Raw genomic sequence first — 13,857 nt, forward strand, 5'->3', positions numbered from 1 at the left:
CGGCCCAGCGGCCCAGCACGTCACCGCCGTCGTGGTCGTCGACCGGCGGCCCGACCTGACCGCTGACGCCGTCCAGGCAGTGCTCGGCCAGGACCGGCACCCGGACCGCATCGTCGCCGTCTTCACCGGGGCCGCCGAAAGGCACGCCGAGGCCGGAACGGGCGAGACCCAGGCCGGCACCGGTGCCGGCCTGGCCGGGGAACTGCAGCAGCAGCTCGCCGGCCTCGTGGACGACGCCGGCCTCGTCTTCGCCGCGTACGACTCATGGAGCTCCTTCGACGGCGGCGCCGATTCAGACCCCACCGGCGGCGCGGGGGACACCGGCTGGCTGTGGTGGATCCACGACGATTCGCGTCCCGCCCCGGACGCCCTCCAGCGGTTGATGACGGTCGTGGAGACCTCCCCCTCCGTGACCATCGCCGGCTGCAAGCAGATCGAGCTGGGCCGCCCCCGGCACCTGCTGGACGTGGGCCTGACCGTCACCGCCGCCGCCGAGCCCATCAGCCTCGTCGAGCCCGGCGAACTGGATCAGGGGCAGTACAACGCCCGCACGGACACCTTCGCCGTGTCCGCCCCCGGCATGCTCATCCGCCAGGACGTCTGGTCCGGGCTGGGCGGATTCGATCCCTCCGGGCCGGCCGCGTCCGCCGTCGTGGATCTGTGCTGGCGCAACCGGCTCGCCGGGCACCGCGTGGTCGTGGTGCCCGAGGCGGTCATCGGCCACGACGGCCGCGGTGAGGGCCTGGACGCCGGTACCTCGGCGCTCCGCGAGGCCTCCCTGTGGCTACGGCTGAAGCACGCCCGGCCGTGGGCGGTGCCGTTGCTGTGGATCTGGGGCCTGATCACGGGGCTGGGCGGATTCGCCGCCTCACTGCTGGCCAAGGAACCCGGCCGCGGCGGCTCCCATCTGGCCGGCACGGTGCGGACCCTCGTGCGGATCCTGCCCCTGGCGGCTGCCCGACGCCGGTCCCGCCAGACCCGGCGGGCGCCCCGGTCGATCGTGGCCCCGCTCAAAGCCTCCCGCGCTGAGGTGCGCAACTACCGGCGCAGCGTCCTGGACCTCGAATCCCCGGAGGAGATCATCGGGGACGGCACCGGCTCCACGATGGTCGCCAGTGAGGCGACGGGCGGTCACGACGACTTCGCCGCCCTGGCCACGCCGGCACGCAACTGGGTGGGCACCGGCCTGGTCCTGGCCCTGCTACTGCTCGGCGGGCTCTCCCTCGTGGGCCTGCGCGACCTGTTGGCAGCCCCGGCCCTGACCGGCGGGTCGCTGCTGCCGCTGTCCGCCTCGGCCGCCGAACTCTGGCACCACGCCACGGGAAGCTGGGCGCCCGCCGGAGTCGGAGCGCCCGTCCAGTCCGGCCCCTTCGGGCTGGCACTGACGGTTCTCGGCGTCACCGGCCAGGGGTCGCTGGCGCTGGTGTGGCTGACCATCCTGGCCATGCCCCTGGCGGCCGTCGGAGCCTGGATGGCCGCCGGTGCCGTGGCCCGCAGCCGCGGCGTGCGCCTGCTGGCAGCCCTGCTCTGGGGGCTGTCCCCGGCCCTGCTGACCGCCGCCGGTGAGGGCCGTCCCGGGGCGCTCCTGGTGCACCTGGGCCTGCCCTGGCTGGCCCTGGCCGTCATCCGCGCCACCGGCTCGGCCGCCCTGCGGCGTCCCGACCCCGAGGGCGTCACGGAGGACACCCTGGGTGCCCTGCAACGCCCAGGCCACCGCGGGGTGATCTCCTGGACCGCCTCGGGCTGGACCGCCCTGCTCCTCGCCGCCCTGGGGACCGCCGCGCCTTTGCTGCTGCCGTTCCTGGTGGTGGGCGTGCTCCTCCTCGCGGGGCTGATCGGCCAGCGAGGGCGGGCCCTGTGGTGGACACCGCTGCCCGGGCTGGCCCTGTTCCTCCCCACCGTCCTGACGCACTGGACGGACCTGCGCGCGGTCCTCGGGGATCCCGGCGTGCCGCAGGCCTACGACCCGGCTCCGCTGTGGCAGCAGATCCTCGGCTTCCCGGAGGCCTTCGCCGCGGACTCCGGCCTGGTGGCCCTGCCGTGGCTGGACACGGCTGTGCCCGGCGGGGCCGGATACCCCTGGGCCCTGGTCGCGGCACTCGTCATCGGGCTCCCCGTCCTGATCGCAGCCGTCGTGGGCGCCTTCATGACCGGGCGGATCGGCACCCAGGCCCGCATCGCCCTGGCCGCCACGGTGCTGGGATTGGCCGGTGCCGCCGTCGCGCCCCTGATCGCCACCTCGGTGGACGCCAACGGTGACCTGGTCACGGTGTTCACCGGCCCCTTCACCTCCACCGCGCTGCTGGGCCTGCTGATCGCCGCCGTCGCCGGGTTCAACGGCGTCCTTGGACCACGCCGGGTCCCCGGGGCGTCGCAGCTGGGGCTGCGCGCCGGCATCGGCCCCGCGCGGCGGACCGCCGTGGTGGTGCTGGCGGTCCTGGCCAGCTGTTCCGTGGCCCTGACCGCGACCCTCTGGGTGCTGCCGCGCACCGTCCCCGGCTCGACCCTGGACCCCGCCGCCGGCGAGGCCCTGACCTCCCGCACCGCGGACGGCGAGGCCGAGGCCGTCCTGTCCACGCTGGGCACCGGCAGCAACATCGAGCCCAGCCCCGTCCGGCTGCTCCCGGCCACCGCAGCCGATCAGGGCGCCAGTGCGCTCGCGACCCGGACGGTGGTCCTGGAACGCCGTGCCGACGAGCTGCAGGTCAGTCTCACCAGTGGTGCCGGCCCCGCCCTGGACCGGCTCAGCGCCGGGTGGACCGCCCGCTCGCTGACCGGGCCCCTGTCCACCCCCACGGCGGCCGCCCCCGACCGTGCCGACGAACAATTGCGGAGCCTGGGAGCCCAGCTGGTCTCCGGGGTCAACGCGGACCCGCGGCCCGCCCTCGAGGACTTCGGGGCCGGATTCGTGGTGCTGCGGGACCCCAACGGGGGAGAGCTCAGCACCGCCGCCTCCATCGACGCCGTTCCGGGCCTCGCTCCGGTCGGCCTGACCGATTCGGGCTGGCTGTGGAGGGTGCTTCCCGGGGAGCCCGGCGGCATCCCCGTGGCCGGAACGCATGACCTCGAGGACCGGATGGGCTTCTCGACGGCCCGCGCCAGGATCGTGAACGGCGCCGGCGAGACCACCCATCTGGTGTCCCGGCCCGGCACCACCGTGGACACCCCCGTTCCCGCCGCCGAGGACGCGGCGGAGGGCGAGGAGCGCCGGCTGATCCTGGCCGAACGGGCCGACGCCGGCTGGCACGCCACCCTCGACGGTGAGCCGCTCGACGCCGAGACCGATGACGGCACCGGCTGGGCCCAAGCGTTCGAATTGCCCGCTGACGGTGGTCAGCTCCGGGTGTGGCACTCCTCCCCGGCCGCGGCGTGGGCCTGGTGGATCCCCGGACTCCTGCTCGTGCTCGCCGCCCTGCTGGCCATTCCCTCGCCCACTCGGCGCACGGACCGCCGACCACGAACAGCGGGTGACGGCCCTGGGGACGACTCCGTCGATGATCCTGTTGATGACCCCGTTGATGACCCCGTTGATGACACAGTGCGGAGGGAACAAGGATGAGCGGCCAGGACCACGATCAACAGCCGGACGACTCCAGCACTCCGGCCGGAGACGGGACCCCGGGCCAGGACTCGCTGCAGGACCAGCCGGTCTCGCGGGGACAGCTCAAGGGCCAGCGGGCCGCTGCGGCCCGCGACCTCAAGCGCCAGGCGGCTCTCGAAGCGCACCAACGGGGCACCCTCCGCCGGGCGCCGATGACTGCGGGTCTGGCCGGAGCCGGCGTCGTGCTCCTGGTGGCCGCCGCGGTCACCGCCGGGACGCTCGTACCGCCCGCCACACCGGAGGTGGACGGGCGTGCCGCACCCGCCGCGCTGAACGCGGTGCCGATCCGGTCGGTCTGCGCCGGCCCGCCGCGACTGCCCGCCGGCGCCGAGGAGGGGACGGACACGCAGTTCAGCCCCGTCTCCACCTCCGCCGTCTCCCGCGTCACCTCGGTGCTGCTCTCCGATCTGGCCGGTCGGTTCCCCGGCAGCTCGGTCAGCGCCCTGCAGTCGGCCGAGACCGGCGACTCCGACGGGGGCGCCGACCCGGTGGACCTGACCGAGTCCCAGCCGGAAGAGGTCCAACAGGGGGACCCGGCCACGGCCGGAGCGGATGGCGTCCCGGTCCGTGAGTCCGCCGTGGACCACCTGCTGTCCCCGGGGGGCGAGGAGGGCGAGGCCACGGCCGTCACGGTCGAGCCGATCGGCGGGCAGGCGATGCCCTCGGACGCCGTGTCCCTGTACTCAGCCACGGACGGCGACCTGGCTGGCACCGATGCCAGCTCCTGCCTCGCCCCGGCCCACGAACACTGGCTGACCGGCCTGACCACCACGGTGGGCTCGACCTCGATCCTGGTGCTCTCGAACCCCTCGGCCTCAGCCAGCACCGTGGACCTGACCCTCTACGGGGCGGACGGGCCGGTCGAGGCACCGGGGACCGCCGGCATCGTGCTGGCTCCCGGCCAGACCCGGTCCATCGTGCTCGGCGGCGTGGCTCCGGATGAGGAGCACCTGGCCGTCCACCTCCGTGCCCAGGGGGGCGCGGTCGGGGCCACAGCCCAGCAGCACCGGCTCTTCGGCATCACGCCCGGCGGTGTGGAGATCATCCAGCCCACCTCGAACCCCTCTCAGAGTGCGGTCATGCCCGGACTCGTGGTGCCGAACCGGGCGGTCACCGAGGAGATCACCGGCCAGGACGGCTACGAACAGGCCGGCCCGGCCGTCTCCCTCACGGCGCCGGCCAGTGCGGCCACCGCCGAGATCACCGTGAGCGGCCCGGACGGCACCGTGGAACTGCCGGAGGGCGGCCTGGTGGACATCGGCGCCGGGTCCACCGTGCGCTTTCCCCTCGACGGGCTGGACCACGGCGTCTACACCGTCACCGTGAGTGCCGATGCCCCCGTGGCGGCCAGCGCCCGGGGCCTCTCCGGCCAGGCCGGCGAACCGATCGACTTCTCCAGCGTGTCCGCCGTAGACCCGCTGGGTTTGGAACAGCTGGTGTCCCGGCCCGAGAACACCACCGCGAACCTGGTGCTGTACTCGGCGGAGGGCGGGGCCGTGGAGATCACCCCCGTTGCGGACGACGGCAGCCTGGGGGAGTCCCGGGTGCAGGAACTCGGTCCGGAGTCCACCCGGGCCCTCTCCTTCGCGGACCTGGCGGGCGGAGAAGGCGCCGTCCCCGCGGGGGCCCTGCTGGAGACCGTCGAGGGCCAGGTGCACGCCGCCGTGGACGTGCGCGGCGAGCAGGGGATCTCCGCGTACCCGGTGGTGCCGCGGCAGCAACAGGTCTCCGGCGTCCCGGTGCGCGTGGGGTACTGAGCCGGCCCCGAAACGCCGGCGCCGGCCAGGGCCCGCACCCGCCGGCATCAACTACCGGCCGTTGACGCCGTCTACCAGTGGAAGTCCGGGTCCACGGCCTCGGGTGCCAGACCGGTCAGCTCCGCCCACTGCTCCACGACCGCGCCATAGACGAGGTCCGGCAGCAGGGAGGGAGCCGGACAGCGGGCCTCGAGCGGGCGCCGGTGGATGGTGATGACCGCCGTGCCCTGGGCATCGCGGCGCATGGAGCCGGTGGGATCGTCCACGAGTTCGGCACCCCAGGCCCGCACCAGTTCCAGGCGGCTCTCCAGGTCCTCGGGGACCATCGTCATGCGGAAGCGGGCCTGTTCCACGGCGGGGCCGCAGACCTCGGCCAGCCGGGACACCGCCGCGGCCAGGTGGTCGGAGAAGGCCTCGTTGCGGCTGCGGGCGCCAGGAAGGCCCGGTGGCATCAGCGGTCCGCGCAGCCCCCGTCCCCGGCGGTCCCGGCGGGGCGAGGGCGACGAGAGTCCGGATGCGGGTCCTGAGGTGCTGGGCGTGCGGGGTGCGCCCGAATCCTGCCCCATGCCCCGTGCCACGCCGTGTTCCACGGCAACGGGTTCGAAGGAAGTCATGACTCGATGCTAGTCGCCGCGCGGACGCGCCGGTACTGGACACCGGCAGGCCGCCGCCGGGGCATGGAGGCCCTGTCTCCGGACGGGGCCGGGGAGCCGCCGGACACGCGTCCCGGCGAGGCAGTGCACGGCTTCCGGGACCCAGCGCGGTAGGGTGGTCTGCCGTGGGATCGATGCGACAGTGCTCCAAGACCAGCTGCCAATCCGCGGCTCTGGCAACGCTGACGTACAACTATGCCGATTCCACCGTGGTCCTGGGCCCCATGTCCCGGTTGGCCGAACCCCACACCTATGACCTGTGCGAGAAGCACGCCCGCAGCATGACCGCGCCGAAGGGCTGGGAGCTGCTGCGCATCCAGCCGCCGGAGGGCTCCGAACGCCCCGTCCCGGAGGAGCCGGACGACCTGTTGGCCCTGGCCCATGCGGTGCGTGAACCGTCGGTCCGCGGCGAACCGGCCCCTCCGGCGTCGTTCTCGGCACCCTCGGTGGGGCGTCGCGGCACCTCGCCCGACGCCGGCCCGCGCCCGGAGGCCAACGGTTCCGTCAACGGTGACGCACCCGCCCGCCCGGGCCGTCCCGCGCTGCGCCTGCTGCGCGACAGCTGAACCGGCCGTCCTGCTGCCGACTCCAGACAGGGACTGGCTCCGGTCAGGATCCGATCCGGCGCCGGTGCCACAGGGTCCAGAAGGCCAGCGTGGCCACGCCGGCGAACCCGGCGGCCAGGGTGTTCGCGCCGAGGTACGCGTTGTAGTCCCAGGCCGCTTCCGGCTGGGTGAAGTCCACGCCTTGGGCGAAGCCGACGCCCCACAGGAAGCCGCCGAGCGCGACGGCGGCGACGGCGGTGAGCGCGATGAAGACGACGAGCACCACGCGGCCAGGGTAGGCCCGGCCCGTGTGCCGTGACACCTGGCCGCGGCGGGCCAGCCACCAGGAGGCCAGGCAGGCGCAGAACAGGGCCACGGCCATGGCCCCGAGGGTGTCACTGAACCGGTGCCATTTGGCGGTGATCGTATACGCGCCGATTCCCACCGCCCAGGGCCAGACGAAGAACATCATCACTCCGCGCCAGCGGTACGGCACGACGATGAGCAACGCGAAGAGGACCGTCATGGCGATGGTGGTGTGTCCACTGGGAAAGCTGTTCTGGGTGTAGTTGCCGGTGACCTCGACCAGTTCCGGTCGTGGCAGGACGAAACGCTTCAGTCCCTGTGTGAGCACCTGGCCCAGCACGATCACCCCGGCACCGGCGACGGCCAGGTCAAGCCGCCGCCGGGCCATGGCGATGGCCACCACCACGACGATGGCCAGTCCGAGGGAGAACACCGTGATGGCGTGCAGCGCGTCATTCGCGTCGGCCACCTCCTGGCTGTTCACCTGGTCGGCACCGCGTAGAGCGGCGTTCTCCAGTGCCTGCCCCGTCGGCGTCCAGACGGCGAGCAGGTAGGTGCCGACAAGGACCAGGCCGCTGATTCCCGCGCCCAGCAGCCATCGCGTTGCAGTTCGGTCACGTGGCAAGAGGAGTTCGGAGTCGCCCTCGGGATGTGGCCGTCGCATAGTGCGAGCCTAATCATCCCGATCCGCCCAGGGAGATTCACGGAGTCAGCTGCCTTAGGCTGAGGTCCATGACTGAACAGCACGCCGCCCGAGACATGCCCCAGGCCGGCACCCCGGCCGCTGATCCCGCCTACGCCAACCGCGTCACCGTCCCCGGGGCCGCCTTCGACTTCGCCGTCCGGGATCTCTCCCTGGCCGAGGCCGGCCGCCACCAGATCCGCCTGGCCGAGCACGAGATGCCGGGGCTCATGTCCCTGCGCCGCGAGTTCGGCGAGGAGCAGCCGCTCAAGGGTGCCCGGATCGCCGGTTCCCTGCACATGACGGTGCAGACCGCCGTGCTGATCGAGACCCTCACCGCGCTCGGTGCCGAGGTCCGCTGGGCCTCCTGCAACATCTTCTCCACCCAGGACGAGGCGGCCGCCGCGATCGTGGTCGGCCACGGGACTGTGGAGGAGCCCCAGGGCGTCCCCGTCTTCGCCTGGAAGAACGAGACCCTCACCGACTACTGGTGGACCGCCTCCCAGATCCTGCTCTGGCCCGGGGCGGACCAGGACCCGGAGCTGGGCCCGAACATGATCCTCGACGACGGTGGTGACGCCACCCTGCTGCTGCACAAGGGCGTCGAGTTCGAGGCCGCCGGCGCCGTGCCGAGCCCTACGGCGGAGGACCCCGAGGAGTACCAGGTCATCCTCGAGACCCTGCGGGCCTCGCTCGCCACCGACGGCCAGCGCTTCACGCGGATCGCCCAGGGCATCCGCGGGGTCACGGAGGAGACCACCACCGGTGTACTCCGCCTCTACCAGCTGGCCGAGACGGGTCAGCTGATGTTCCCGGCCATCAACGTCAACGACTCGGTCACCAAGTCGAAGTTCGACAACAAGTACGGCATCCGCCACTCGCTGCCGGACGGCATCATGCGCGGCACGGACGTGCTGATCGGCGGCAAGACGGCGGTCGTCTGCGGCTACGGTGACGTCGGCAAGGGCGCCGCCGACGCCTTCCGCGGCCAGGGGGCCCGCGTGGTCGTCACCGAGGTGGACCCGATCAACGCCCTGCAGGCAGCCATGGACGGCTTCCAGGTGGTCCGCCTCGACGAGGTGGTCTCCTCCGGGGACATCTTCATCACCACCACGGGCGGCAAGGACATCATCATGGCCGAGGACATGGCCCGGATGAAGGACAAGGCGATCGTCGGCAACGTCGGCCACTTCGACAACGAACTGGACATGGCCGGCCTGGCCCGGACGCCCGGGATCACCAAGACCGAGATCAAGCCGCAGGTCCACGAGTGGACGTTCGACTCCGGCACCGCGGACGAGCGCTCGATCATCGTGCTCTCCGAGGGGCGCCTGCTGAACCTCGGCAACGCCACCGGCCACCCGTCCTTCGTCATGAGCGCCTCCTTCACCAACCAGGTGATGGCCCAGATGGAGCTCTTCGCCCGCCACGGGTCCATCACCGGCCTGGAGTATGAGAAGCAGGTCTACGTGCTGCCGAAGGTCCTGGACGAGAAGGTCGCCCGCCTGCACCTGGCCGCCCTCGGCGCCCACCTGACCGAGTTGAGCAAGGGCCAGGCCGAGTACCTCGGGGTGGACGTGGCCGGCCCGTACAAGGCGGACCACTACCGCTACTGATCCCCGCCCCGCCCCAGCACCCGCACAACTGAGTCTCACGAATTGCCCCTGTTTCCACCGAATCCGGGGCAATTCGTGAGACTCAGTTGCGAGTGGCGGTGGGAATCAGGAGAAGGGCAGGGAGTGCAGGCGCTCGGCGGCGGCGTCCGCCCTCTCCTGCTGGCGGCTCAACTGCCGGAAGTCGCGGTTGCGACGCTCGGCCACCACGGCCAGCAGGAAGTCCTCCATGAGCACTCCGGCCGGCGGGCCCGGGGTCACGAACGGCGCCACCTGCGCGGCCAGGCGGCCGGCGGTCTGGTGGCGGACCGCGGGCGGGACCGAGCGGGCGTTGCGCAGGAACTGGGTCACGGAGGCGACCAGGGCATCCGGGAGACGGCCGACGTCGGCCACCTCGGCCCACGGCCGCATCGACTCGGGAACGCCGGGCAGCGGCGGCGGGACCGCGCGCTGGCGTTCGACGACCACCTGGCTGCCGGCGACCATGTCCGCCAGGCGCTTGCCCCGTTCGTTCAGCATGGACGCGATGAGGGCCACGGAACCGAACGTCATCCACAACTCCATGATCCCGACCAGGACGCGGACGAGACTGTGCCGCAGACGGATGGCACCGCCGTCGTCCCGCACCACGCGGGTGCCGAAGACGAGCTTGCCCAGGGAACGGCCCCGGCTGAGGGTCTCCACGGCCAGCGGGACGCCCACCAGCAGGCCGACGACGAGGGCCAGCACCGTGGCCTGGGCGGCGGCCGGGTCCAGTTCCTCGAGGATCGTCTGGGCGAGGACCCAGATCACCGCGAGGAAGACCAGCACGAGGGCGATGGCGTCGATGAGGGCGCCGGCGGCCCGGATCACGAACGACGCCGGCCGCAATTGCAGCACCACGGCCTCGCCGGTGACCACCGTCGTGCTCATGAACTACCCCCCCCCGATACGGTCCCGCAGCTGTGCCGGACGGTTCCTGCGGCCCGTCGTGTGCCCCGCCCAGCGTAGCGGCCGGTAGCCTGATGTCGTGGATCTGGACGCCTACGCCTCAGTACATCGCCCCACGTGGGAGCGGCTGGACTCGTTGGCGCGCACCCGCCGCCTGGACGCCGGGCAGGCCGACGAGCTGCTCGAGCTCTATGGCCGGGCCTCCACTCACCTCTCCGTGGTGCAGGCTCAGGACCCGGACGGCCCACAGGCTGCCGGGCTGTCCATGGTGCTGGCCCGGGCCCGCAACCGGATCACGGGGGCGCCCTCCAACGCCTCCGCCGGCTTCTCCCGCTTCTTCCTCGAACAGCTGCCCGCGGCGTTCTACCGGATCCGCTGGCTCACGGTGCTCCTCGGGGCGGCCTTCTGCCTCGTGGCCGTCTGGTTCGGCTTCTGGGTGAACGGCGAACCCGAGGTGCTCGCCTCCCTGGGCACCGAGGAGCAGATGCGCGCGTACGCCGAGGAACAGTTCACCGGCTACTACTCCGAGAACCCGGCCGCGTCCTTCGCCGGGCAGGTGTGGACCAACAACGCGTGGATCGCCGCGCAGGAGGTCGCGTTCGGCATCACCGGCTACTTCGTGCCCTACGTGCTCTTCGTCAATGCTCAGGGCGTCGGGATCTCCGGGGGAGTCATGGCGGCCCACGGTGAGCTGGACACCTTCTTCCTGTACATCCTCCCGCACGGGTTCATGGAGCTCACCGCGATCTTCATCGCCGGCGCCGCGGGGCTGCGGATCTTCTGGTCCTGGGTGGCCCCGGGGCAGCGTACCCGGCTCGACTCCCTGGCCTCGGAGGGCCGCTCCCTGTTCACCGTGGCCGCCGGGCTGGTCCTCGTGCTGGCGGTCTCCGGTGTGGTGGAGGGTTTCGTTACCCCGTCCGGGCTGCCGCATTGGCTGCGCCTGGGCATCGGCCTGCTCGTGCTGGCCGGCTACTGGGCCTACACGCTCATCCTCGGCCGTCGCGCGGTCGCCGCCGGCGCCACCGGGGACCTCGAGGCGCACGACGCCGGCGCCCGCCAGCTGACGGCGTGAGGTCGCCCTGGGTACACCGCACCCGGGGGTCCACGATTCCGCAACGATCCGGCTACCAGTGCCGTGGTGTGGTTGTGCCCCGCAGACGGACGGTGTGACGATGAAGAGTCAATGTCAGTGGAGTGCTGGCACCCAGAGAGAGGCACCGAACCGTGAACGCATTCTTGAGGCCCACCGTCAAAGCCCTGGGCCTTGCTGCGGCAGTCCTGTTCGGGGCGACGGCGTGTGCACAGTCTGAGGTTCCGGCCGGCAGCAGCAGCGGCGCTTCGGAAACCCAGACTGTCACTGCTCCAGCGGAAGGCACCGCGTCTCCCGTCGGAGAACCCAGTCCGAGCCGGGAGCCCAGTCCGAGTGAGGAGCCCAGTCCGGACCAGGACGGCACCGCCGCCTCCGGTCCCGGCTCCGAACCCCTGCCTGACGACGAGATCAATGCCCTCAGCCCCTATGACGACGAGAACGCGGAGCCTGCTTTCCCCACCACGGACGAGGTCCACGTCGTCGGGGTGCCGGAGGACAGCAGCTTGAACATCCGCTTGACGCCGGGTGGCCCGGAGGATCATGTGATCGCCAGCGCCGGCCCGATGGACCGACTGACGCTGACCGGTCGAGAAGGATTCTTCGTCGACGAGGGAGGGTGGTGGATCGAGATCGTCACCGACGCGGAGGACGGCGGCGACCTCTACGGGTGGGTGAGCCGCCCGTACGTGGCCACCTTCGGCCCGGCGGCGGACGTCACTGACGACTTCGCAGATGTCGGATCCGGGACCGATGCAGAAGAGCTGATGCTCCAGTTGGCAGACCTCCGGGCCCCGGAGGGTGAGCCAGGACCCGAATTTCACAACACGGGGACCGAACGCGCCATCGTCAGCTCTCCGCCGGACGGTGCCGGCACGTGGACTGTCGACCTGATCGGTGGTTACCGAGGCGGCGAGGCCGATGCTGGAGACAGGTCGCACGGCGAGCGTCTTCAGGTCCAGCTGCAGGACAGTGACGGCCGCTTCACGGTGTCCTCGGTGCAGTCCACGAAGCTCTGCAGCGGCGAATTCGATGATGATGGGGTCTGCGATGGAGTTGGTGCTTGACCGCCCACTGACGGCTTGGCAACGCCGTGGTGGCCCGGCTCGGGCGTGCCCCCGCCTCCGACTCTTCAGGCGGCACTAGTCTCTGAAGGAAACGTCTCATCACGCGCGAACAGAAGGCAGGACGATGGCTGGCAAGGACAGGTCAGAGGACGGCACGAACGCCTCCTCGGGTATGAACGGGGACCGGGACGGGCGGGCAGCGGAGCACGCGGAGAGCCACGAGTTCGAGAGCGGTCTGGACTACGCGGCGTTCATGGAGGACGACGAGGCGGAGACCTCTGATCCGACCGCCGAGGCGGGTCCTGACACCGCGCCCGTGACCTCGGATGCCCTGGACTCCGGTGATGGCGGCTCACACCGTGCGGATCTGGGCACCCAGCCGACCGAGTCCATCGCCCGGGCTGGCGGTGCCGACCGCGCTGAACACCGTGCGGATCCGGGAACCCAGTCGACGCAGTCCATCGACCGGGCCGAGCTGGATGCCTGGGCCGCCGGCGATACCGCGGCGCGGGACCGCCCGGCCGGCCGGGCGCGCGGGGAGAGGAATGGACTGCCGCCGGAGACCGTGACCGCCACATCCACGCCGGAGCCGGATACCGAGTCCGGCCGCGACGGAACGGGCACCCTGTGGAACGATGACGCCGTGGCCGGCTCAACCGCCGCTGGGGTGGGTGCTGGTGCTGTTGTGGGGGCGGGAGCGGCTGCTGGGACGTCCGGCACGGCCCCGCAGACTGCCCAGGATGACTACCGGGGCTTCGCCAGCGGTGCGACCGCTACGGACGCTGAGGACCGGCGTCGGGACCTGCGTGGTGCCGAGGCGCGGGCCGCGGCCCGGGATGAGGCGCTGGAAGGCCCCTCGACCGCACCCAAGGTGCTGCAGGTGCTGCTGGCGATCTTCTTCCCGATCGTCGTGCTGATCGCCGCCGTCCGCGCCGTGGCCTCCCCGCTGTTCCTGTGGATCGAGTACCACCGTCCCGGCTTCCCGGCCGACGAGCTGGGGTTCACCACCGAGGACCGGCTGACCTACGGCTCCGCCGGCATGGACTTCCTCTTCAACGCCGCACCGCCCCGGTACCTGTCCGACCTGACACACCAGGGCAACCAGCTGTTCACGGACACCGAGGTCTCCCACATGGCGGACGTCAAGCTGGTCATGCTCATCAGCATGGCCGTCGGCGCCGTACTGGGCCTGCTGTGCATCATCTTCATGATCGTGCTGGCCCGCACCGCCAAGGGCGGCATCCGCCGCTCGCTGTTCGCCGGATCAGTCTGGATGCTCGTGGTCCTGATCGCCCTGGCCGTCCTGGCCGTGCTGGGCTGGGAGCAGTTCTTCGCGACCTTCCACAGCCTGTTCTTCGCGGACGGCACCTGGACGTTCCAGGCCACGGACGCCCTGATCCGGCTCTACCCGAACCAGTTCTGGATGGACGCCGGGATCGGCATCGCCGCCCTGGTGCTGGTGACCCTCATCGTCACCCTGATCTGCACCTGGCCCACCCGCCGCCGCCGGCACGAGTCCCGCGTGGCCCAGATGGACCTGATCCAGCGCCGCAACGACTGGTACGACGCCCAGGAGGCCTGAGGCCTGAGGCCTGAGGCCTGAGGCCCGAGGCCTA

The 13,857-nt window shown here is 71.8% G+C and carries 10 protein-coding genes; 7 read left to right on the forward strand and 3 right to left on the reverse strand.

Annotation, left to right across the window (positions count from 1 at the left end):
• Nucleotides 1-31: 31 nt before the first annotated feature.
• Nucleotides 32-3,559, forward strand: coding sequence for a glycosyltransferase (locus RUH65_RS00100; RefSeq protein ID WP_396179288.1), 3,528 nt, complete (start codon nucleotides 32-34; stop codon nucleotides 3,557-3,559).
• A complete protein-coding gene (locus RUH65_RS00105; RefSeq protein WP_313815118.1) occupies nucleotides 3,556-5,358 on the forward strand; it encodes a DUF5719 family protein in 1,803 nt (600 codons plus the stop codon). The genes RUH65_RS00100 and RUH65_RS00105 overlap by 4 nt, the downstream gene beginning before the upstream one ends.
• Before the next feature lie 71 nt (nucleotides 5,359-5,429).
• Here RUH65_RS00105 and RUH65_RS00110 read toward each other — a convergent pair whose 3' ends face one another.
• Nucleotides 5,430-5,972: a metallopeptidase family protein gene (locus RUH65_RS00110; protein ID WP_313815119.1), complete on the reverse strand. Its 543-nt coding sequence runs from the start codon at nucleotides 5,970-5,972 to the stop codon at nucleotides 5,430-5,432.
• Nucleotides 5,973-6,145: 173 nt separating this feature from the next.
• Here RUH65_RS00110 and RUH65_RS00115 point away from each other — a divergent pair, with 173 nt between their 5' ends.
• Nucleotides 6,146-6,577, forward strand: coding sequence for a DUF3499 domain-containing protein (locus RUH65_RS00115; protein WP_313815223.1), 432 nt, complete (start codon nucleotides 6,146-6,148; stop codon nucleotides 6,575-6,577).
• A gap of 43 nt (nucleotides 6,578-6,620) precedes the next feature.
• Here the strand turns inward: RUH65_RS00115 and RUH65_RS00120 are convergent, their stop codons facing one another.
• Entirely contained in the window at nucleotides 6,621-7,526 is a 906-nt protein-coding gene (locus RUH65_RS00120; RefSeq protein WP_313815120.1) for a phosphatase PAP2 family protein, read from the reverse strand.
• Between the two features lie 68 nt (nucleotides 7,527-7,594).
• Here RUH65_RS00120 and ahcY point away from each other — a divergent pair, with 68 nt between their 5' ends.
• A complete protein-coding gene (gene ahcY / locus RUH65_RS00125; RefSeq protein WP_313815122.1) occupies nucleotides 7,595-9,160 on the forward strand; it encodes an adenosylhomocysteinase in 1,566 nt (521 codons plus the stop codon).
• A 105-nt stretch (nucleotides 9,161-9,265) separates the two neighbouring features.
• On the opposite strand, the gene RUH65_RS00130 is transcribed toward ahcY, so the two are convergent.
• Nucleotides 9,266-10,069, reverse strand: coding sequence for an RDD family protein (locus RUH65_RS00130; RefSeq protein ID WP_313815123.1), 804 nt, complete (start codon nucleotides 10,067-10,069; stop codon nucleotides 9,266-9,268).
• Nucleotides 10,070-10,166: 97 nt separating this feature from the next.
• Here RUH65_RS00130 and RUH65_RS00135 point away from each other — a divergent pair, with 97 nt between their 5' ends.
• From RUH65_RS00135 to RUH65_RS00145, 3 genes are all read left to right on the forward strand, one after another.
• Nucleotides 10,167-11,159 (forward strand): stage II sporulation protein M, encoded by a 993-nt coding sequence (locus RUH65_RS00135; protein ID WP_313815124.1) that lies wholly within the window; start codon nucleotides 10,167-10,169, stop codon nucleotides 11,157-11,159.
• Between the two features lie 152 nt (nucleotides 11,160-11,311).
• Complete coding sequence (locus RUH65_RS00140) at nucleotides 11,312-12,241, forward strand: hypothetical protein (RefSeq protein ID WP_313815125.1); 930 nt, start codon at nucleotides 11,312-11,314, stop codon at nucleotides 12,239-12,241.
• A gap of 124 nt (nucleotides 12,242-12,365) precedes the next feature.
• Entirely contained in the window at nucleotides 12,366-13,823 is a 1,458-nt protein-coding gene (locus RUH65_RS00145) for a TIGR01906 family membrane protein (RefSeq protein ID WP_313815126.1), read from the forward strand.
• The last annotated feature ends 34 nt before the right edge of the window (nucleotides 13,824-13,857 follow it).

This window comes from Citricoccus sp. (genome assembly GCF_032154715.1).
In the GTDB taxonomy this organism is placed as follows: domain Bacteria; phylum Actinomycetota; class Actinomycetes; order Actinomycetales; family Micrococcaceae; genus Citricoccus.

Coding starts and splice junctions, on each gene's coding strand:
- RUH65_RS00145 (WP_313815126.1), top strand. CDS start 12,366: ATGGCTGGCAAGGACAGGTCAGAGGACGGCACGAACGCCTCCTCGGGT.
- RUH65_RS00110 (WP_313815119.1), bottom strand. CDS start 5,972: ATGACTTCCTTCGAACCCGTTGCCGTGGAACACGGCGTGGCACGGGGC.
- RUH65_RS00120 (WP_313815120.1), bottom strand. CDS start 7,526: ATGCGACGGCCACATCCCGAGGGCGACTCCGAACTCCTCTTGCCACGT.
- ahcY (WP_313815122.1), top strand. CDS start 7,595: ATGACTGAACAGCACGCCGCCCGAGACATGCCCCAGGCCGGCACCCCG.
- RUH65_RS00115 (WP_313815223.1), top strand. CDS start 6,146: ATGCGACAGTGCTCCAAGACCAGCTGCCAATCCGCGGCTCTGGCAACG.
- RUH65_RS00130 (WP_313815123.1), bottom strand. CDS start 10,069: ATGAGCACGACGGTGGTCACCGGCGAGGCCGTGGTGCTGCAATTGCGG.
- RUH65_RS00105 (WP_313815118.1), top strand. CDS start 3,556: ATGAGCGGCCAGGACCACGATCAACAGCCGGACGACTCCAGCACTCCG.